This is a genomic window from Neisseria sp. P0004.S004 (assembly GCF_051963335.1).
Taxonomy (GTDB): Bacteria; Pseudomonadota; Gammaproteobacteria; order Burkholderiales; family Neisseriaceae; genus Neisseria.
In genome coordinates this window covers 111,734-132,413 of the sequence record NZ_JBQCUK010000006.1, presented here as the reverse complement: position 1 = coordinate 132,413, position 20,680 = coordinate 111,734, and the positions used below count along the sequence as shown (strand labels likewise).

Here is a 20,680-nt window from a genome sequence, read left to right as displayed (position 1 = left end):
ACATAACCTTATTATTCGAATAAAAATGGTTTTCATTTATAAAACAAATAGGCGGTTTTTGCAAGTTTAGAAACCGTAAGACAGCACTAACAACCATTTCGAATCGCAAAATATAGTATGACGCAGCTAAATCAGTAATTCATGAACCAGGGGCAAAGTGCCCGACCTCGTCAGCGTAGAAAACCCATCCGCCGTCTTTGACCAAAAATCTCACATCGGCAATTGGGAAGCCGACACCTTCATCGGCAAAAATCAGAAAAGCGCATCGCCGAAAAAACATTTAGCTTATGAAACGCCAAGTATTTTATTTTTAAATCTGTTCCAACCACTGGTGCCCGAGTGTTGCATTTGAAATCCGAATCAAAAGCTATCTGAAATTTTCAAACAAGTTTTTATTTGTCCCTCTTATCCCTCATCCTTCTATCTACTTCAAACTCAAAAAACATTTCCATATTATTAAAAATTAGTTAGAATTTCACAAAATTATAAATAATAATCAAACTTATTTGTATTATTTTAGTCAGAGTGTAATCGCATCTATTCGGTCTGTCTTGTTCAGACGACCTTACCAATCAAGTTATATGGATACATTCTATGCAACCGATCAAAGTTACCACCCTCTCCGCCTGCATCGCCGCCATTGGTTTTGCACCTACCGTTTATGCTGCAGATAATTCGACAGTTATTCTCGATACCATCACTGTCAAAGGCACGCGCAATAAAGACGAAATCGGTAAAAACCGGGTTTATACCCGCGAAATCGTCAATCTTTACAAAGGCAAAAACGAAGTTGAAACCTTCAAAGGCAACACCGTATCCGACCTTTTAAGCGGTATGTCCGGCGTGTACAGCGGCGACGCGCGCAACAGCGGCGCGCTGGATCCCAATATACGCGGCGTGCAGGGGCAGGGACGGATTCCCGTTACCATCGACGGCACCGAGCAGGCGATTACCGTCTGGCGCGGCTACGCAGGCGCAAACAACCGCAACTACGTCGACCCCAACATCATCAGCAGCGTTTCCATCGAAAAAGGCCCTTCGTTCAGCCGTGATATGAAAAGCGGCATAGGCGGCTCCGTCGCCCTGAAAACCATCGATGCCGACGATATTGTCCCCGAAGGGCAGAAATACGGATTTGAAGTGAAGGCGGAAGCTGCCAACAATTCCATCAAAAGGCGTGAGAATGCTTATGAACATTCAGTCGATTATCGAACCTTGCCTGTTCCCGCAGTAGCGACGGGCGGTATTTGGCGTTCGTTTTTTGACGATACCGACCGAATCGACCAGCGTTTCAACGGACGCAATAAATTTGGTGAGGATAAAGCCTACCGCATCGCCGCTGCCACCAAGCAGGACAATTTCGATGCCATGCTCGCCTATGCCTACCGCAGTAAAGGCAATTATTTTTCCGGCAAAAAAGGGGCGGAACGCTACGGCTATATCGGTCCTTGGACACAAGAAACTTTAGACGAATTGAAACGTCGTCAAGAAGAAGCCGCTGCCAAGGGTGAGAAATTTTTCGGCAGTGAAAACATGCTGGGCGCACCCGATATTTCAAAAATCGGACTTTTTTATCATCCGGGCGGGGAAGTCAGCAATACCTCGCTCGAAACCAAATCATGGGTAGGTAAAACCACCTTCCGTCTGCCGAACCGCCAAACGCTCAAATTCGGCCTGCGCCATACCGATTCCACGTTCGGCGAAATCATGCCTTCGCGCATTATCGGCCCCATCAGTTGGGATGCGTCCGTCCTCAACAAAATCGCTGAATGGCCGCAGGCATGGGTAAAACAGCGTTCCTACAATATCGACTATTCGTGGAAGCCCGAGGGCAGCCGTTGGATAGATTTCGATGCCACGCTTTGGACAACGCGCACCAAATCCAAAACCAATACCGCAGGCGGCTCACCCGGCGATACCGTTTATGAGGACAACAAATTTCAAATAGCATGGGACGAATACGACAGATGGCAGAAATACACTCCCGCAGAGCGGCAGGAATTGCTGGATGCAGGAATAGAAGCCCCCAAACCGCCCAAACCTGAAACGCCCAATACCAACGGCAGGTTCAACACTATCGAAGGCAACGCCTATTACGCCCGTAACAACCGGACAGGCTTTCAATTCTCCAACCGTATGAAATTGAGCGACAAACTGTCGTTGACCTTGATGGGCGATTTTCAAAATGAAAAACTGACGTCGCGCAATGATTTTTCAGACGAGCTGGAGCGGGGAGGATACGACAAATATCGTGAAGAACTCGAAAACAGCACCATCAGGGCAAATTATGAATTGAACCAATATGGCGTACCTCGAAACGGCAAGCGGCGAGAATACAATCTGGGCTTCAATTTCCACTACGAACCGTTCCGCTGGCTGACGTTGACGGCGGGCGGACGGTACACGAATTTCCAGCTTCAGGACAAAAGCAAACGCTTGGAAAGCGGTAAGAACAAATATGGTCACCCGCTGGAAATGAACAGGGGGATAAAATATTCGGTCGGCAGGGTTGCCACGCCGCAAGAATACGCGGATTACAAGGCAATTGACGATGCTTTGGCAAATGGCAGTCTTGATTATGCTTTATATATGGCGGATGAATATTCAGAACAAAGAAAAAAACATGAACAAATTAGCCTGTCTTCGTTTCAAGTCAATTCACAATTTATTCCGACTTTGACAGTTGATCGCGAAAAATGGGTCAATCCTAATGAAAAGGTGGATTTCTATTGGTTGAAAGACGATAAAGGCCGTCTGAATATGCAGGATCATCCCCTTACCAACGGCAGCATTCCTGATTTGCACACCAAAGTCCCCAATCCTGTATATGACCCGTCTATTCCGGACAGTCCGCAATTTGTACCTAAATACTACGCAGCCAGTGCAAGTGTTTACACAACGCCAATGACCGAAGCCGAAAGGCAGAGGGCAATGAAGCAGAAAGGCAGCGGTTGGGTACCCGCATTTTCTGCCACTGTCAATTTTACTGATTACAGCCGCGCCTATTTGCGCTATACCGAAACCCTGCGCTACCCCAGCATTTTTGAAGGGACTTACGGCTTTTCTACCGCCGCCGGCTCATTCAACCGCATGGGCTATGGCTGGCGGCCCGAACACGCCAAAAACTGGGAAGTCGGCTACATCCATGATTTGACGGGGCTGTTACCGAAAATGAAAAAAGCGGATTTCCGCATTAACTACTTCCATAACAAGACCAAAAACGTTATCGACAGGGACGACAATCTCGAATTCGAACAATTCGACAGACAAATCCGCAGTGGTGTCGAGCTGTCCACCCGCTTCGATACCGGACGCGTCTTCGGCAGCCTGAACGTATTCCGCAGCCTGAAAAACAAAATGTGCGACGAAAATTTCCCTTGGACATCCGCAACAGAGGGCATGGTTGATTCAAGCTATTTTGTGCAAAACGGTAAGACTATGAATCGTCCTGTCTGCAACCACGGCGGCTTGACCGATTCGGGCTATCTGGCAAGCGCGCTTCAACCTCGTTGGTCGATTGATGCCGAATTGGGCAGCCGTTTCCTTGCCAACAGGCTGGAAACAGGTGTGCGCCTTCATTACCACAGCCGTGTCTATGAAAACCGCAATGATGCATGGCAAGCCTTCTATGACACATTCAACCAATATATGGGAAGTAACCACAAGCCCCAGCATAACGATATGCGCTGGCAGCCTGTTGCGGTATGGGATGCCTACCTGCGTTATAAAATCGGCAAGAACCTGACTGCCGAGCTTGTGGGCAGCAACCTGACCAACCGCTACTACCTCGACCCGATGAGCCGTTCTTACCTGCCTGCACCGGGCAGAACCATCAGGATAGGGATTACGGGCAAGTTCTAAAATAGTTTCTAAATACAATTATCAAAACTCTGATATTGGTGAAGTGCAAATTTTCAGAAATGATAATAATTCATGTTTCTATTTCCTAAAAATAGGAATATACTTACCTTACTTTTCCAAGAGGGCGGATTTGTAAGTTCGATTCAGATTCTTCTTGAGAAAGTTCGTTGATTTTGTAAAACTTTATTTTGGAGTGAATTATGAAACTCGTAAAAACCGTTGCGGTATTGAGTGTTGCGTTTGCCGCTTCTTCTGTGTTTGCACTGCCTGAAGGTTTTCAAGCCAACCCGACTGGTGCGACGACCAAATCGATTCAAGTCGAAGGGGTAAAGCATATTGGTGTTACTCTTGAAAACGAAGGCGATCATAAAGGTAAAGCTGCAATTTTTGTCAGTGATACCAAGGCTGTTCCATCAAATCCCAAGAAAGGACTTGCCAATAACAAGCCCGTCTCTTTTGCCAAAATCGATGAAACGGCAAATAAATTCTTTGTCAAAACGTTCGCTCACGGCATTTTGGGTAAAGACAAAAACGACGTTACCGTTGCCAACCTTTATCAGATGAAAGGTATTCTTTGGGACAATATTCCAAGAATGCCCGACCATTCCCATTTAGGCCGTTTATCTTATTCCAAAGTCGGTAATATGGATGTTTACTTCGGCGACTGGTCTGCCGTTCCTTCCGGTGCGGCTGTCGGTACCAAAGGCACGAATTACACCGCCTTCTACAGCGGCACGGGTCGAACCACCAATCTGCCGACCACGGGTACTGCCACTTATACAGTTAAGGGTATCAACCAATATCATACGCAAAATACAGCCCTCTTAAACGGTACGCTGAAAGCCGATTTCGGTAAGCGGACGCTGAACGGCGAAATGAATCGTACAGGTTTGAATGTCGCCATCAACAATGCCACGATTAATACGGCGCAGGCTTCATTTGAAGGTAAAGCTACGGCAAACAAAGTGGCCGGTACGACCCGTGGTCATTTCTTCGGCAACCAAGGCGCAGCGATTGCGGGTGTGGCTGAGTTTGATCGAAACCCTGCCTATAACACTGCCTTTGGCGGTACGAAAACCGGCAAATAATGAATCATAATGCGATAAGGTGGACGGTTTTTGTCGTTTCCCATTCCGTCCGCCTATAAAACACAAATCATCGACACACAATGCACATCGTACAGGGCCGTTCGGAAATATCGGGCTTCGCAATGCGTTTAAGCCGGTATTTTCCGAACGGCCCGTGAGCTTGAAGGCGTGATGTTTCGATGGGCTTGAGAAGCTCATTTTCAGACGACCCGTCATTCAAATAAAAAATGCTCTTGCCCGGTAAAGATGAAATGTCAGTTTTTCTTTGAAAAGGTCGTCTGAAAAACAAAGCCGTCCGACACACAGGAAAGAATTTTATGAAACGTCTTTTATTCCTTCCCCTTTTTATCAGCCTGCTGCCCCACGCGTTTGCCGACGACAGGGAAGACCGCTTCATGCAGCTCAAACAGGGAACGGAACTCCGCCGCGCGCAGCAGGAAAGGAACGAAGCGGACAATACGGCGGTTGAGTTCGGCGCGGGAGAAGTGCAGGACGGCAAAGATTTGGCGTTGTCGCTGATGAAGGCGGTCAACGCGCAAAACGAAGAGGAAACGGCGCGGCTGTTGGACATTTACCGCCGTCAGGATGATTACGACCCCGATATAGTGCTGTTTGCCGAGGCCAATCAGGCGGTGTTCCGCGACGATTTGAAGGCCGCGCTGGCGAAATACCGCGAGCTTTACCGCAAGAATCCCGAATTTCTGCGCGGCCGCCTGGATTTGGCGCGGCTGCTGTTTATAGACAAACAAAACAAAGAATCGACGGCATTGTTTGACGGCATCGATATTCCCGAAGTGCCCGCCGTCAATGAGAAAATCAAAGTGTTTGCCGACGCTTTGAAGAAACGCGATGCGTGGAGCGGCTCGGTTTCGTTCGGCGCGGGTTACGACACCAACTTAAACCAGTCGTCGGGCGCGACGGTTGTCCGCAATCAGACAAGCTGCGGTTTCGATTCGAACGGGCAGCCGATTCTGGACGATGCCGGAATGCTGTCCTGCCGCAACGAACAGCTTGACGCCTACGCGCCCGATGCGTTGAAAAACCGGATGTGGGTATATGAAGCCAACTTGAGCAGACGCATTTCACTCAACGGCCACCACGGTCTGCAACTGGGCGGCTACGCATGGGGCCGGCTCTATCCCGGCAACAAAGAATACGGCGAACACAATATCAACGTCAGCCCCGCCTACAGTTTTCAGAACAAAGACCATTCCTTCAGTGTCGGCCCGCAGGTGCAATACGAATGGTCGGGCGGCAAACTGCGCGACAGCAGCGCCGGCATCAGCACGGCATACAGCCGCACCTTTTCTGACCAAGCCTCGCTGGGCGTGCAGCTCGACCACAAATACGACCGCTACCGCGGCGAATTAAAACATTTCAACGGCCCGCAGACGCTTCTGTTCACCACCGCCATCTACGCCCTGCCGAAAGACTGGCTGATATTCGGCGGCTACGACTATCTACGCAAAAACAGCCGCGAAAAAGTGGATTCCTACCGTCGACACGGCCTGCGCGCGGGTATCAACAAACGTTTTGAATCCGGTATCGACGCTACCTTTCAGGCAATCTGGCGCAAAACAGCCTATCAGGACTACCATGCCTGGCTGGAAACCCGCCGTCATGATTTCGAACGCACCTATCAGTTGGACATCAAATTCGATCGCCCTTTCCTTCGCGGCATCACGCCCGTTTTCAGCATCAAACACACCGACAACAAAAGCTCGTCCTGGCTAAATCGTTATAAACGGAATGAATTTCTAATTAAAATAGAACATAGGTTTTGAAATTAAAGGTCGGCCAGATGAGATCTTGTAAGATTATTATTTTATATTCATAATGTAATTAACTTGCAAATTTCTTACAGTTTAACTTATCAGCTTGCCAAAAAAAATTTGCAAAATAGGCCGTCTGGACTTAATGTTTCAGACGGCCTTTGCAGTATAGATTAGCTATCCCCTACGCTTTCTTGTTTCACAAGAGTTTGATGGTACTTGGTATTCTTATACCTCCCCCTATTCCACTACTCAATAAGTTAGGTAGTAGAGGTAAGGTAAAATTAAGTGGCCAAATTTCTCTTAAAACATATTGATTTGATACTAAAAATTGGAGTACTATGAGCACACTCTCTAGAGTATCATTAATTCTTATTTGACATATAGGAACAAAACAGCGGAATTTGTAGAAGAATAGGGAAAAGGAAATTAATTTATATTATGTTAAATTAATAATGCTAGTATTTTAGTCTATCAATTCCTGTTTTTCTTAATTCTACAATCACTTACAATATTCAAAAACAAAAAGGCCGTCTGAAAGGTTTTTCTGTTTTCAGACGGCCTCTTAGCTCAAACCTTGAAAACCGCATGCGTGCGTTCCGCACACATCCTACTTGTTGAGTTTAAATTTCATATAGGCTACGGCTTGCTGCGCCGCTTCAAAACCACCCGCCGCACCCTGTACAACCAAGCGTGGCAAACCGCCGAAACACAAGGCGCATTCGACAGCCTGTTTTTCAATTCAGACGGCATCCTGTTCGAAGGCGGCAGAAGCAACGTGTTCGTCAAATACCAAGGGCAATGGCTCACCCCGTCTCTGGATTTGGACATCCTCAACGGCGTCATGCGCCAAGCCGTGTTGCAGCATCCGCAAACCTACTTGGGCGCGGACACCGTCATCGAAACGCACATCACCCGCGACATACTGGAACACGCCGAAGAAATCCGCCTCTCCAACGCCTTAAGGAGCGTGTTTGAGGCGGATTTGGTCGTTAAAGAATAAAATTATTTCCTGAAAACGGATAAAGCCGACAGGCGGAGTATTCGTGAAACGGGTTATATGTCTGAAACTTGAGTGTTCACAAACATGCGCACGACTTTACCCTCATAACGCTGGTTCAACCACGCCTGTAAACGTTCGCGATCTTTGGCAGGCAAAGGCTCCTTAAATTCGAGCGAAACCACGACAATATCGTCATGTTCGCCTGTCCCCGGTTTAGTGTTTTTGCCGCTTTCAGACTGCTCGGAAACAGGGGTTGCTTGCGCTTTCTCCCAAACCAAGCCGCGTCCGACAACGATTTTTTCCGCTTCGGGATATTGGGCTTTTATTTCCTTAAGTACCGCAGCATCGTCAGCACCGGCGGTATCGGCAGTTTTGCCCGCAAGCACGGTATCGATGTAGGCTTGCTGCTCTTTCAGCTCGTTTTGCAACTGCACCGGGTTGTTTCGGTTTGCCAGCAATTCTTCGATTTTGGCATCGTCCCCTCCCGCATAGACCACGTTGACCTTCGGCTCTTTCACCCCCGACGCGTTAAGGCTTTTCACCAGCAAGACGGAAATTTTCTCGGCATTGCCCGTTCCATTGACAATCAGACCGACTTTATTTTCTCTGTGGTTCAACACCTTACGCAGCACGAAAAAACCTTCCTGTTGCTGCGCAGTGGCAATGGCGGCATTGGCTTTGGTGTTGAAGATCTCCTGACGCACCAGTCCTGATGCCATATAGCCGCTCGGAATCATCACAGCCAACACGACGGTGGTAATAATGATGCTTTGCAACCGGCGTTTGGATTCCGTTACCAACCCCCTGCGCGGCAGCTTGAGCAGCTTGGTAAACAACAAGGTCGCAAAAGCGATGAACACGCAGTTGATGGCAAAAAGATATGAAGCACCGAGAAAGTAGTGCCAGTTGCCATGTGCCAGTCCGTAGCCCGCAGTACACAGGGGCGGCATCAATGCGGTAGCAATCGCCACTCCCGGTATGGCATTGCCTCCCTCTTTTCGGGTCAGCGCCACAATACCCGCACTACCGCCGAAGAAGGCAATCAACACATCCCAAAGGGTCGGCTGAGTACGCGCCAAAAGCTCGCTTTGCGCCTCTTTAAGCGGGGTTAACAGGAAATACAACGTAGCGGTAATCAAGCTGATGACGACGAATATAATAATATTGCGCACGGCTTGACGGATCAGCGCAGTATCCCCTACCGCCAAACCGTAACCCATACCTACAATCGGTCCCATCAACGGCGAAATCAACATCGCGCCGATCACTACCGCCGTGCTGTTCATATTCAGACCGATACTCGCCACGGCAATGGCAAACATCAATACCCACATATTGGTTCCGGACACCCGAGTATTGGCGCGGATGACGGCATCAATTTTATCGGGATGGGCCTGGTCATGCGAAAGATTGAACACATCTTGCAGCCTGGTCATGGCCCCACTGTCTTCTTTTGGCTGGTTTTCTTGTTCTTCTTGGTTTTTAATGTTTTCTTGGTCTTGCACTTTCATCCTTAAATCAATCTTAACGATTATCTCTGAATATTTAATTAACTGGGATTTCGAATACTGATAATTATGCTTGATAACTAAGTTCAAATCTGATTAAACAGATACCTTGCAGAATATTAAATATTAGCAGATACTTTGCAGAAAATATTAGCATATATCCGAAAACGCTGACAACGCCTAGCCTGAGACCTTTGCAAAATTCCCCCAAATCCCCTAAATTCCTACTAAGACATTTAGGGGATTTTTCATGAGCACCTTCTTCCGGCAAACCGCACAAGCCATGATTGCCAAACACATCGACCGTTTCCCACTATTGAAGTTGAATCAGGTGATTGATTGGCAACCGATCGAACAATACCTGAATCGTCAAAAAAACCGTTACCTTCGAGACCACCGCGGCCGTCCCGCCTATCCCCTGTTGTCCATGTTCAAAGCCGTCCTGCTCGGACAATGACACAGCCTCTCCGATCCCGAACTCGAACACAGCCTCATCACCCGCATCGATTTCAACCTGTTTTGCCGTTTTGACGAACTGAGCATCCCCGATTACAGCACCTTATGCCGCTACCGCAACTGGCTGGCGCAAGACAACACCCTGTCCGAACTGCTGGAACTGATCAACCGCCAACTGACCGAAAAAGGCTTAAAAGTAGAGAAAGCATCCGCCGCCGTCATTGATGCCACCATTATTCAGACTGCCGGCAGCAAACAGCGTCAGGCCATAGAAGTCGATGAAGAAGGACAAGTCAGTGGCCAAACCACACCGAGTAAAGATAAAGATGCCCACTGGACAAAGAAAAACGGCCTCTACAAACTTGGTTACAAACAACATACCCGCACCGATTCTGAAATCGCTTTCAGACGGCCTTACCGCATTCGGATGTTCGTCGTTTGCATTATTTGCAATGTTGTTTTATCATCAATAATACATTGATTATGTTGCGTATTTTAGTAATTTATTGTTTTTAAAAGGTATTTAAATGAAGAAAAAAATGCTGCTTTTAACCTTGCTGGTCTCGGCAACAGTGGTGGCGAAGCCGGTAAATAGTGGAAAAATAGCCCATCATCAAACCGTGTCGTGCGGCAATCAGGTTTATGTACAATCATCAGGCGGCGCAGTGTTAAAGGAAAAGCCCGATGCCCGTTCGAAAACGGTAATGCAGTTAAGAAACACCCAATATCTCTGTGTGGTTGGCAATGTGGCTGAATCAAACGGCTGGACGCTGGTGAAAAAAGTGCCTCCGGCAGCGGGTGCGGGCTGTGAAGATGCAGGCGCGAAAGAATGCTTGAAAATGGCAGATTTTCCAAGCAAATGGCAGGTAAAGAAACCGTCAGGCAGCCAATGCCGTCTGACGACTTCGTTTGACGAGGGCGGGCAGCTTGTTGTAACCGCCAGCGGTGTATGTGCAACCGGCTGGGTTAAAACAAAGGCTGTCCGTTTTTTTGCAGATTAATTTTTTAACACTGCATAAAAGGAATTGAAATGTCTGAAATTCAAGAACGGCAGAATCAACGGATTATTGATTATGCTGATTTTTGGATCTCAAACATCAACAGGGCCTGCTGAAGTAGTGATGACAGGAAATTCTTATTGGGATTAAAAAAACTATTTTTCACGGTGCATTACGGCCTAAAGAAAACTTTATTAAACCTGAGATGGCGCCGGATGTTGGAAAAAATGAATCAGAATCCCAATCTGAATATGAAAAAATTCGTTCGATGATCAATGGGTTAATGAATGATAAGGATGGTTCGTACACCAAGCAGCTTTTAGCAGAAAACCAAGATATTGTTGATAAATTCAACAAACGTGTACAGGAGGGTTTGGCACAACAGACACCATCGTTTTCGAACCAAGAGACTCAAATTGCACAACAGGAAACGGAATACCAGAGTTATTCGCGTAGCTGATGAAGATCTGATTTTGAATAACTATATTTGATTCAACACAAATGCAAAAAAGGCCGTCTGAACCCGCTTTCAGACGGCCTTTAACCCAACACAAGGAGCCAAAAAATGAACCCGCGTTACGCCCCGATGTTTGCGCCGTATACCCTGAACAACGGCGTGGCAATCAAAAACCGCTTTGTCGTCGCGCCGCTGACGATTTACGAATCCGATGCCAACGGTGGGCTGACCGACGCCGCCCGTAATTTCTGGCGCGACCGTTTTCGCGGCTTCGGGCTGTTTGTGATGCCGTTTACCAATGTGCATCCGACCGGCATCTCGGTTTTCCGTCGCTCAACGCTTTTGACGCAAGCCACCTACCCACCCTGCGCGAATACACAGCCATTTCGCACGAACAAGGCGCGAAAATCGTCGCCCAAATCGCCCACGCGGGCAGCCGTGCCAATCCGCTGATGACGCGCGGACTCGGCGCCGTCGCCCCCAGCGCTTACGGGCGCGTGCGCGAAATGAGCAGCGACGAAGTGGCGCAAATGGTGCAGCACTTTGCCCATGCCGCCGAACTCGCGCTCGACGCAGGCTTGGACGGCGTAGAAATCCACGGCGATGCCTTCGGCCTGCAAAGCAGTAACGGCTTCATTTTTTGTTGGAACGGATTGATTTCAATCTGATTGGCTTGCGGCATGACCTTATTGAATAGCCCCAAATCCACCGCGCGCACGGGCGAAAAATTGCTCACGCCGATGGCGCGGATTTTGCCGGCCGCCTGATATTCTTCCAGCGCGCGCCATGTGCCGTAGCTGTCGCCATAAGGCTGGTGAATCAGCACCATATCGATGTAATCCAAATTCAGACGACCCAATGAACGATCCAGCGACGCTTTGGCGGCTTCATAGCCGAAATTTTCCACCCAAATTTTGGTGGTAATGAACAATTCCTCGCGCGCCACGCCGCTGTTTTTTATTCCCAAACCGACTTCGGTTTCATTCATATAAGCCTGCGCAGTGTCGATATGGCGGTAGCCTGCTTTAATAGCCGCAATCACGGCTTGTTCGGTTTCTGCGGGTGGAATCTGGAATACGCCGAAACCGAGTGCGGGAATTTGTACGCCGTTGTTTAATGTGATGTTTTGCATGATGTCGTCTCCTGTTTGTTCTCATGAAGGGTTGCCATTTTAGTCCATGTTTTTATTGAAATAAATTAGGTTTGGTTTTATGATGTAGTGAATTAAATTCACTAATCAACCAAAACGGGGCGGAAAATGCAGAACTTTAACGAGCTGAATTATTTTTTGACGCTGGCGCAAACACAGAGCTTTATGAAAGCGGGGCAACTTTTGGGAATTTCTTCTTCGGCATTGAGCCACAGCATGAAAAATTTGGAAACACGGCTGAACCTGCGCCTGCTCAACCGCACCACACGCAATGTGTCGCTGACTGAAGCAGGACAGCAGCTTTTTGAGCAGCTTTCCCCGCTGTATCAAGCGATTAACAACGAAGTTGATGCGTTGAACGATTTTCTGAGCACGCCATCGGGACTGATTCGTATCAATGCCCCTGCGGTGGCAGCGGAAGCGGTGTTGTATCCGAAATTAAAGCCGATTTTGAACCGATACCCGAAAATCCGTTTGGAAATCGTGGTGGACAACCGCTGGGCGGACATTGTGAAAGAAGGGTTTGATATGGGCGTGCGGCTGGGCAACGATGTGGCGAAAGAAATGATTGCCGTGCCGATTTCTGAGCCGCTTAAAATGGTGCTGGTTGCCTCACCCGATTATCTAGCACAACACGGTTCGCCGAAAAATATTGACGATTTGCAGCAGCACCGCCTGATTGGCACGAAGCTCTCCGCCGCACACGGCATAGAGATGCAATGGAAATTCAAAGACAAAAAAGAGCGGATGACGTTCACGCCCAAATCGCAGTTTTCCATCAATAACCATCTGCGCCTGCAAGCCGTTTCAGACGGCCTCGGCATCGCGTGGGTGCCGTACCTCAACGTGGCGGACGCAGTTCAGTCGGGGCGATTGGTCGAGCTGCTGCCCGAATACGCGATGACTTACGATCCGCTTTACCTCTATTACCCTAGCCGTCGTGGGCATTCTAATGTATTTAAGTTGATCATGGATGCGCTAAAAGTAAAAGCCGCCTAATAATGGAGGCAGCATTTGCATCACAAATTAGCCCCCCTACCCTTACCTATTTCAAAAGTTGAAGGTACTGGGTATGTTAGCCTATTCCACTCTTTGGCAATTAAGTGGTAGAGTTGCAGTATTATTAAGCAACCAAAATTCTCTTAAAACCTATTGATTATATACTAAAAATTGGAGTACTATGAGCATACTCTCTAGAGTATCATTAATTCTCATTTGACATATAGGAACAATAAGCGGAATTTGTAGAAGAATAGGGAAAAGGAAATTAATTTATATTATGTTAAATTAATAATAGTGATATTTAATCCTAGCTTACCAATCTAATTTGTATCTTTTAATTTTTTATTTCTAGTCTCTACCAAAGAATATACAAGTCAGTTTTTATGCGGCTCAACTGGCGTGCAGCGAAAAAACGCTGGGGACACTCTGCCTTGCCCAAAGCGGGCTGTCTGCCAAAACCGTCATCACTGACCGCCTGCTGCTGGAAGCCAAACGTTTATTGATTCATACGCCGCAATCCGTCAAACAAATCGCCTTGCAACTGGGTTTTGAAGAAGCCACGCACTTCAATAAATTTTTTAAGAAACAACAACACATCACACCAAAAGTATTTCGGGAAAATTATTTGGCAACCTATGGTACAACTTAAATGAAGATTTGATGAAAAAGGCCGTCTGAAATGATCGTTTCAGACGGCCTTTTTTATGGCAAAGAGCGGTCAAATTTCAAAGCATTTTTAATTTGCCCGCCTGTTTTATCTAAACTCAGCAGTTTTCTCCAGCAAAAACTCAATCACCGCCTGCACTTTTCTCGCTCGTTGGCTATGTTGCAAATAATAAAGATAAATCGGTGGATACTGTCGCCAATGTTTTTGTAGCACGGGGATGAAATCTGCTTGGTCTGGTTGCTGTTTCATATTATGGGTAAAAATTCTACCTATTCCCAAACCTTGGCGGGTGGCATCTAGTAACACTTCCGGATCGTTACAAAGCAACGGCGCATCCATTTCTATGGCGATATCTTGACCATTTTGTGTGATAACCATAGGCTCAATTTTGTTGGATGAGATAAAACGATAGCCGATAAGTTTATGAGCTGACAAATCTCTAGGCGTTTTGGGTATGCCATATTGTTTTTCATAGCTTTGGCTGATGTACAAGCCTTCTTTCACTTCATTTACCAACTTACGTGCAACCATCCCTTCATCCAATTGATTGCCGAAGCGAATACCCAAATCGATGCCATCCTCAATCAGGTGCGAAAGTCCGTCATTAAGTGAAATTTCCAATTGAATTTGTGGATAGCGTTGATGAAATTCTCTCAAATGTGGTCGCAATAGTAATTGATACATCACTCGCGCCATGGTAATCCGCACGGTGCCGCTCACTTGCTCACCAAAATTCTGCACTTCTTCAAATGCTTGGTGCAACGTTGCCATAGCTTGCTCGGTACGCTCCAGTAGCTGCCTACCTGCATCTGTCAATTGAATATTACGCGTTGTGCGGTGGAACAGCGGCACACCGATTTTCTGTTCCAGCAGTTTCAAAGACTGGCTCGCCGAAGGCACCGCAATTTCCAATTTGCGTGCTGCCACTGAAATACTGCCTTCTTGGGCGATGGTTTGGAAAACGTTGAGCTGACCGTAGAATGAATTATCAATCATTAGATTTTACCTAAAAGTTATTTAGAGATTATGCGTCTAATCATAACAATTTTTCTACGTATAATACACCTCATCAACAAGCGGTAAGGTTTCTTACCAATTTTACAAAACCATTATCCCAGTATTTATAAAGAGGTAAAACAACATGAAAAACGTATTAATTGTTTCAGGTCATCCGGAGTTGAACACATCTATTGCTAACCAAACCATTTTGAGCGAAGTGGCACAAGCTTTGCCCGAAGCTGAAATCCGCCGTTTGGATACGCTGTATCCCAATTATCAATTTGATATCGAAGCAGAACAATCTGCGATTTTAAAAGCCGATGTGATTGTGTTCCAATTTCCATTTTCTTGGTATTCCGTGCCAGGCTTGATGAAATTGTGGATTGATAAAGTGTTCGTTCACGGTTTTGCGCACGGCTCGACTGCAAAAATCGGCGGTAAAAAATTGATTATTTCATTCACGACTGGCGCACCAGAAGCAGTGTATCAAAAAGACGGTTTCTTCAAACACACTGTTGAAGATTACCTACCACAGTTTGAAACCTTTGCGACTTTATGTGGTTTAGATTATCAAACGCCTATTTACACTTGTGGCATCAGTTATGTCGGTCGTGATGAAGCCGCGATCAAAGCCCAACAGGAACAAGCCCGTGAACATGCAGCGCGTTTGATTGCTCAAATTAAAGCCATTGCAGCCTAATTGTTAACCCTTTTATTTATTATCAAGGAGAAATTATGTACATCATCGACATTACTGTAAACGAAGACATTACCCCCGAACAACACGAGGAACTATTTCCAAAACATGCCGCATGGTTTGCCAAATACCATCAAGCCGGCAATTTTCTGATTATTGGTCCATTTACTGAACGTGAACGTGCCGGTGTGATTATCGCACAAACGCAAGATCGCGCAGAGTTAGAGCATATTTTGGCGGAAGACTCGTACTATCCAAACTTGGCGACTTATGTGATTAGTGAATTTACACCGAAAATGGTGGCTACAAATATTGAGCAATTCAAAGCCTAAGCGAAAAAGATGAAAAAATTGACCGCACTTTTAGGAGTTATCATGGCATTAAACACACAAGCTGCCTATCAGGCTCATCGCGAAACCCCACATTTTAAAGACTATTTGAAACAAACCGACAAGATGATTGCCGATAAACACTAGACCGCTATTCAGATAGCCTATTTAGGCAATCAAGGTCAATTACACTTTATCCGTTAATTAAGGAGGATATTATGCAAAACATAGCAAACAAAGTTGTCATCATCACTGGCGCATCTAGCGGACTGGGTGCTGAAACCGCTCGCCATTTGGTACAAGCTGGGGCAAAAGTCATCTTAGGGGCGCGCAGTCTAGATCGTTTGCATGCCCTTGCCGATGAGTTAAGTCTTTCCCACGATCATTGTGTACAAATGGATGTCACCAAATTAGACGAGGTACAAACCTTGGCGCAGCGAGCATTAGATCTATACGGGCGTATTGATGTATTGCTCAACAACGCCGGCGTCATGCCACTTTCCTTGTTGGAAGAATTGAAAGTGGATGAATGGAATCAAATGATCAACATCAATATCAAGGGCGTCTTACATGGCATTGCAGCTGTTTTACCGACCATGAAAACACAAAAGAGCGGTCAGATCATCAATGTTTCTTCCGTAGCCGGACACGTTTGGGGGCCATTATGTGCTGTTTATTCTGCGACCAAAACCGCGGTACGCGCTATTTCGGAAAGCCTACGCAAGGAAGTTAAACCTTACAATTTGCGCACTACTATTCTCTGCCCGGGTGCAGTTGAAAGCGAATTAAAACATGGCAGCAGCTCTGAAATGGCTAGCGGCGCAATGGAGAACTTCTATGCTCACAATGAGATTCCTGCATCTAGCTTTGCCCGAACAGTCCTGTTCGCAATCAGTCAACCTGAAGAAGTGGACATAAATGAAATCATCTTCCGCCCTACTCGCCAGGAAGTTTGATAACTGTTTGAAATAAAAAAGGTGAGCAAGAATGCTCACCTTCTAAACTAATATTCCCCCAATTAACCGAATACTTTTTCCAAGTGTGCTTGGTAATCGGCTAAGTATTGTTCTACTTGTGGGTTTTTAATCACATCGTTACATCAGCTTGATTACTGTTTTCAGCTACTGGGTTCCCTACTCTTCGTTGGCATTTGTTTGCTCCTCACTCTATTTAACTATATTGACAAACTTCTTCTCAAAGAAGGTGAAGGTACTTGAGACAGTAAAAGCTCTATCCCCTATTCCAATCTTTGACAATTAAGTGGTAGTATCGAGAAACTGTACATCACTCCCGCCAACACCCATGAGTGCAAACACCTGTCGCCTTTGTTGGAAGGCATTACCGAACGACCATCTATTCCGACAAAGGTTATGACAGTGAGGAAAACCGGCAACATCTGAAAGAGCATCAGCTGTTAGACGGCATTATGCGCAAAGCCCACCGCAACCGTCCGCTGACGGAAGCGCAAACCAAACGTAACCGATATTTGTCGAAGACCCGTTATGTGGTCGAACAAAGCTTCGGTACGCTGTACCGTAAATTCCGCTACGCCCGGGCAGCCTATTTTGGTCTGCTCAAAGTGAGTGCGCAAAGCCATCTGAAGGCGATGTGTTTAAACCTGTTGAAAGCGGCTAACAGGCTAAGTGTGCCTGTTGCCGCCTAAAAGGCGGCCCGGATGTCTGATTATCAGGTATCCGGGGAGGATTAAGGGGGTATTTGGGTAGAATCAGTGGATACTTGGAACGAAAATAGCCGAAAAACCTGTGTTTGGATTTCGGCCGTCGGGGAAAAAGAATTTTGCAAAGATCTCAAGCTGTTTATAAAAAAATCTCCTAAATATTCTCAATGATAATTTAGGAGACTCTTATAAAGGTTTTAGGCCAAAAATATATATTTTTAAACCCTTTATCAAGTTTTGATAGGGTTAAAATCAATACCCGTGATATAACGTTGTCCAGAATGAGCCTTAATATGTACTACAATATCAATGGTTTGCCTGAGTAGATTCTTAATAACTTCAAACTCTAAACCACTTCCTTCAGGTGATGCCTTCACCATTAGTGCCAGCTGATCCCAAGTCTGTTCAGTACTACCAGCATGACAACTTGTAATAGATCCTGGGTGTCCAGATGCACAATTTCGAATAAAATAAAACGATTCGTCTCCTCGTAACTCGGCCAGAATAATTCTATCTGGTTTCATACGTAAACAGGACTCCATGCAACTTTTTGCTGTGATATTTGAACTACCTTGTCCACCTTTTGAGTAAAGTAAATGAACTACATTCTCATGTGGAATAAATAGCTCCCTAGCATCTTCAATACTGATTAGTCTCTCGCTTAAAGGAATGTGGTTAACTAACGCTTTCATGAAAGTAGTCTTACCACTACCAGTTGCACCTGAAACAACTATATTTTTTTTATACTCAACGGCTTTTTTAAAAAATTCCTCGTAATTCCGATTATTTTTCAGTTCAACTAATTCCTTATCTTGAGGCGACAATTCTCTATTTAATTCAATAATCTGACTAAAGAAACCATCTTTGCTATACTGGCTTAAGCTCTTAGTATGTTTTGATGGTAGACGGATTGTAATTGAAGCTTTTCCTGCATCACAGGCAGGAGGAATCACAAATTGAGCCCGTTGGCCTGTTGGAAATGTTAATGACACCATTGGCTCTGCTTCTGTAATTCGTTGACCAGTATTACTTTCATTAACAACAGCTGTACAGAACTGACGTGCCCTATCAAAGTTTAGCGTATCTACTTCTACCTTTTTCCAACCTTGAGAAGTCTCAAGAAATACCTCTCCCGGCCTATTAATACAAATTTCCGTAACATCAGGATCTTTCAGGAAAGAGGTAATTCCCAATACTTCGTATTGATAATCTAAGAAATCTGCTGAAATTGTTGAGTTTAATTCATCCATGTTTAAAATAAGTTTATTCAAAAATTTAATTACAATATATTTGAACCTTAGGTGTGTTTTTCATTTTAGCCTAAGAAATACTCAGCCCTCTGGCTTGTGTTAACTGCTTTTGTTGTGTTTCTAATTCAAATTGCTGAGCTGTTACCTGTACCTTTATAAGACTTTCTTCTATCGGTGTAACTGCAGCTTTTTGCATATCCACAGAAGCAGTTCTTAATTCAGGAGCCTTATCACCAATAAGAATATGCCCATTTTCTTTAATATTTTAGAGATGCACCTCTCATCTTGTTTGCGTACCCTTCAGCAGCCAGTGCCATAGCAATATTATCTAAGCTTCTTTCATCGTAGATAATATCTTTTTTATTACAGAATTCAGTAAAAATTTTTTTACTCTGCTGATAGATATTTTGGGCATTTTGTGGGATTGCTTCCAAATTCAAAGGCTGATTAGTGTACATATCATCCCCATTGCTAGGAGCTGGAGCATGAGCCATGTTGGTATTCCGAGGTTGACGCAAAATCTTAATACCATCTATTCCCGTAGCAGAATGTACTCTAATAACATCATTATATTGGCCTGTTTTTTGTTCTTTTAAATGAATTCCTAAATCACCATTTTTGAAATTTTCAATTTTAAGACCATTTACATCTAATGTCCCTGTATTTCTATCCCATTCATATACCATTCTAGCACTACGGTAAACGAAACGGTTTGGTTGAGATAAATCACGTACACCACCCTGTAATATATGGCCATTTAATAACACTTCACCCTTGCCGTCTGAATCTCGGATAATATCTAAATTATCAGCACGATATTTGTCATGTCCTTTACCACCAAATAATTTATCTCTTCCGGAATTACCGGCTAAAACATCATTACCATTACCACCAATTAATACATCATTACCACTACCGCCTAATAAAATGTCATTTTGATTAGTACCTTTTAGAATATCATCACCGGCATCTCCATACATATATGCACCACTTTTTAAATAAGTCTTAGATCTGCCTATTAATAAACTATCACGACTATATGATCCATCAGCAACGACTTTATTGTTACCCTTATTTCCAAAAGTGTCATAATTTGCCATATGTTTAACAAATACTTGTTTATCTTCCGGCCTTAAGAATGCCTCAGAAAAGTCTTTGGCAAAATTGGTACGGGTATTCAGAAAGTAATAAATATCCTTTTCATAATAACTCAATCCAATCGATTCATTTTCTTCTGAATTTGGACGCATACCATACATATTTTGGCGAGCAATCAAATCCTTAACTTGCTCAAAAGATTTACCCTTGATATAAGGATAAAGATCACCGCTAATTTTAGTACTATAGGCACTTCCATTATTTCGCTCTTCATAAGCAATCATACGTGCTTCATTAAAGATTGCCTCTGCTTCTCCATAGCCTCGTGCTTGAGCATAAGCTTTAGCAGTATTATAATAACTCGCTGATTTAGCCTGATATTTACCCAATGCATGTCCTATTTCATGGGCTACTGCTGTAGCAGTAGTATACTTTGAACCTGGAAAATAGATATTTCTATCTTTAGAGTTATAGTATGCATTACTCTTGCTATCTTTAGCTTCGAAAAAACCTTGTCCGTTACTGCTAAACTGATTAATCTGTCTAACCAGCTCATAATCTGCCTTTATCCTGTCCAATTCTGACATAGTGGAGTTGAACCGTTTATTATGAAAACCTAATATTCTTAATTGAGTTTCTGCTTTTTCGTTTAATTTAGTCATTATAT

At 45.1% G+C, this 20,680-nt stretch carries 16 protein-coding genes and 5 pseudogenes; 16 read left to right on the top strand and 5 right to left on the bottom strand.

The window, feature by feature from the left end:
- Nucleotides 1-145 precede the first annotated feature (145 nt).
- The 5 genes and pseudogenes from ACTHRY_RS06890 to ACTHRY_RS06870 form a co-directional block, all read left to right on the top strand.
- Nucleotides 146-265: pseudogene (locus tag ACTHRY_RS06890) on the top strand (IS30 family transposase); the annotation flags it as partial.
- 329 nt (nucleotides 266-594) lie between these two features.
- Entirely contained in the window at nucleotides 595-3,861 is a 3,267-nt protein-coding gene (locus ACTHRY_RS06885) for a TonB-dependent receptor domain-containing protein (RefSeq protein WP_036490875.1), read from the top strand.
- A gap of 200 nt (nucleotides 3,862-4,061) precedes the next feature.
- Nucleotides 4,062-4,949, top strand: coding sequence for a Slam-dependent surface lipoprotein (locus ACTHRY_RS06880; RefSeq protein WP_036490872.1), 888 nt, complete (start codon nucleotides 4,062-4,064; stop codon nucleotides 4,947-4,949).
- 317 nt (nucleotides 4,950-5,266) lie between these two features.
- Complete coding sequence (locus ACTHRY_RS06875; RefSeq protein ID WP_049360054.1) at nucleotides 5,267-6,733, top strand: surface lipoprotein assembly modifier; 1,467 nt, start codon at nucleotides 5,267-5,269, stop codon at nucleotides 6,731-6,733.
- Between the two features lie 634 nt (nucleotides 6,734-7,367).
- Nucleotides 7,368-7,724 (top strand): annotated as a pseudogene (locus ACTHRY_RS06870) (aminotransferase class IV); the annotation flags it as partial.
- A gap of 53 nt (nucleotides 7,725-7,777) precedes the next feature.
- Here the strand turns inward: ACTHRY_RS06870 and ACTHRY_RS06865 are convergent.
- Nucleotides 7,778-9,229: a DUF389 domain-containing protein gene (locus tag ACTHRY_RS06865; protein ID WP_440374124.1), complete on the bottom strand. Its 1,452-nt coding sequence runs from the start codon at nucleotides 9,227-9,229 to the stop codon at nucleotides 7,778-7,780.
- Nucleotides 9,230-9,482: 253 nt separating this feature from the next.
- Here ACTHRY_RS06865 and ACTHRY_RS06860 point away from each other — a divergent pair.
- The 5 genes and pseudogenes from ACTHRY_RS06860 to ACTHRY_RS06840 form a co-directional block, all read left to right on the top strand.
- Nucleotides 9,483-10,085 (top strand): annotated as a pseudogene (locus ACTHRY_RS06860) (transposase); the annotation flags it as partial.
- A gap of 130 nt (nucleotides 10,086-10,215) precedes the next feature.
- Nucleotides 10,216-10,689, top strand: coding sequence for a hypothetical protein (locus ACTHRY_RS06855; protein WP_003746683.1), 474 nt, complete (start codon nucleotides 10,216-10,218; stop codon nucleotides 10,687-10,689).
- A 202-nt stretch (nucleotides 10,690-10,891) separates the two neighbouring features.
- Nucleotides 10,892-11,146, top strand: a complete 255-nt coding sequence (locus ACTHRY_RS06850) for a hypothetical protein (protein WP_049322815.1) — start codon at nucleotides 10,892-10,894, stop codon at nucleotides 11,144-11,146.
- A 105-nt stretch (nucleotides 11,147-11,251) separates the two neighbouring features.
- A complete protein-coding gene (locus ACTHRY_RS06845; RefSeq protein WP_283123635.1) occupies nucleotides 11,252-11,596 on the top strand; it encodes an oxidoreductase in 345 nt (114 codons plus the stop codon).
- Nucleotides 11,509-11,811 (top strand): oxidoreductase, encoded by a 303-nt coding sequence (locus ACTHRY_RS06840; protein WP_284675781.1) that lies wholly within the window; start codon nucleotides 11,509-11,511, stop codon nucleotides 11,809-11,811. The genes ACTHRY_RS06845 and ACTHRY_RS06840 overlap by 88 nt, the downstream gene beginning before the upstream one ends.
- 29 nt (nucleotides 11,812-11,840) lie before the next feature.
- Here the strand turns inward: ACTHRY_RS06840 and ACTHRY_RS06835 are convergent.
- Nucleotides 11,841-12,275 (bottom strand): annotated as a pseudogene (locus ACTHRY_RS06835) (aldo/keto reductase); the annotation flags it as partial.
- Between the two features lie 126 nt (nucleotides 12,276-12,401).
- On the opposite strand from ACTHRY_RS06835, the gene ACTHRY_RS06830 reads away from it, so the two are divergent.
- Together ACTHRY_RS06830 and ACTHRY_RS06825 are read left to right on the top strand one after the other, a co-directional pair.
- Nucleotides 12,402-13,292, top strand: a complete 891-nt coding sequence (locus ACTHRY_RS06830) for a LysR family transcriptional regulator (RefSeq protein WP_049322816.1) — start codon at nucleotides 12,402-12,404, stop codon at nucleotides 13,290-13,292.
- Nucleotides 13,293-13,662: 370 nt separating this feature from the next.
- A complete protein-coding gene (locus ACTHRY_RS06825) occupies nucleotides 13,663-13,944 on the top strand; it encodes a helix-turn-helix domain-containing protein (protein ID WP_079453808.1) in 282 nt (93 codons plus the stop codon).
- A gap of 105 nt (nucleotides 13,945-14,049) precedes the next feature.
- Here the strand turns inward: ACTHRY_RS06825 and ACTHRY_RS06820 are convergent, their stop codons facing one another.
- Nucleotides 14,050-14,958: a LysR family transcriptional regulator gene (locus tag ACTHRY_RS06820; RefSeq protein ID WP_440374123.1), complete on the bottom strand. Its 909-nt coding sequence runs from the start codon at nucleotides 14,956-14,958 to the stop codon at nucleotides 14,050-14,052.
- 145 nt (nucleotides 14,959-15,103) lie between these two features.
- On the opposite strand from ACTHRY_RS06820, the gene ACTHRY_RS06815 reads away from it, so the two are divergent.
- The 4 genes and pseudogenes from ACTHRY_RS06815 to ACTHRY_RS06800 all read left to right on the top strand — a co-directional run.
- Nucleotides 15,104-15,661 carry an NAD(P)H-dependent oxidoreductase gene (locus ACTHRY_RS06815; protein WP_049323297.1) on the top strand — a complete coding sequence of 186 codons (558 nt, stop codon included), beginning with the start codon at nucleotides 15,104-15,106 and terminating at the stop codon, nucleotides 15,659-15,661.
- Nucleotides 15,662-15,696: 35 nt separating this feature from the next.
- Nucleotides 15,697-15,990, top strand: coding sequence for a YciI family protein (locus ACTHRY_RS06810; protein ID WP_049323299.1), 294 nt, complete (start codon nucleotides 15,697-15,699; stop codon nucleotides 15,988-15,990).
- Nucleotides 15,991-16,205: 215 nt separating this feature from the next.
- Complete coding sequence (locus ACTHRY_RS06805) at nucleotides 16,206-16,943, top strand: SDR family oxidoreductase (protein ID WP_234398626.1); 738 nt, start codon at nucleotides 16,206-16,208, stop codon at nucleotides 16,941-16,943.
- A gap of 306 nt (nucleotides 16,944-17,249) precedes the next feature.
- Nucleotides 17,250-17,650, top strand: a pseudogene (locus ACTHRY_RS06800) (transposase); the annotation flags it as partial.
- A 245-nt stretch (nucleotides 17,651-17,895) separates the two neighbouring features.
- Here ACTHRY_RS06800 and virB11 read toward each other — a convergent pair.
- Both virB11 and ACTHRY_RS06790 read right to left on the bottom strand, forming a co-directional pair.
- Nucleotides 17,896-18,915: a P-type DNA transfer ATPase VirB11 gene (gene virB11, locus ACTHRY_RS06795; protein ID WP_440374122.1), complete on the bottom strand. Its 1,020-nt coding sequence runs from the start codon at nucleotides 18,913-18,915 to the stop codon at nucleotides 17,896-17,898.
- Nucleotides 18,916-19,172: 257 nt separating this feature from the next.
- Nucleotides 19,173-20,675: a calcium-binding protein gene (locus ACTHRY_RS06790; protein ID WP_053088391.1), complete on the bottom strand. Its 1,503-nt coding sequence runs from the start codon at nucleotides 20,673-20,675 to the stop codon at nucleotides 19,173-19,175.
- Between the last annotated feature and the right edge of the window lie 5 nt (nucleotides 20,676-20,680).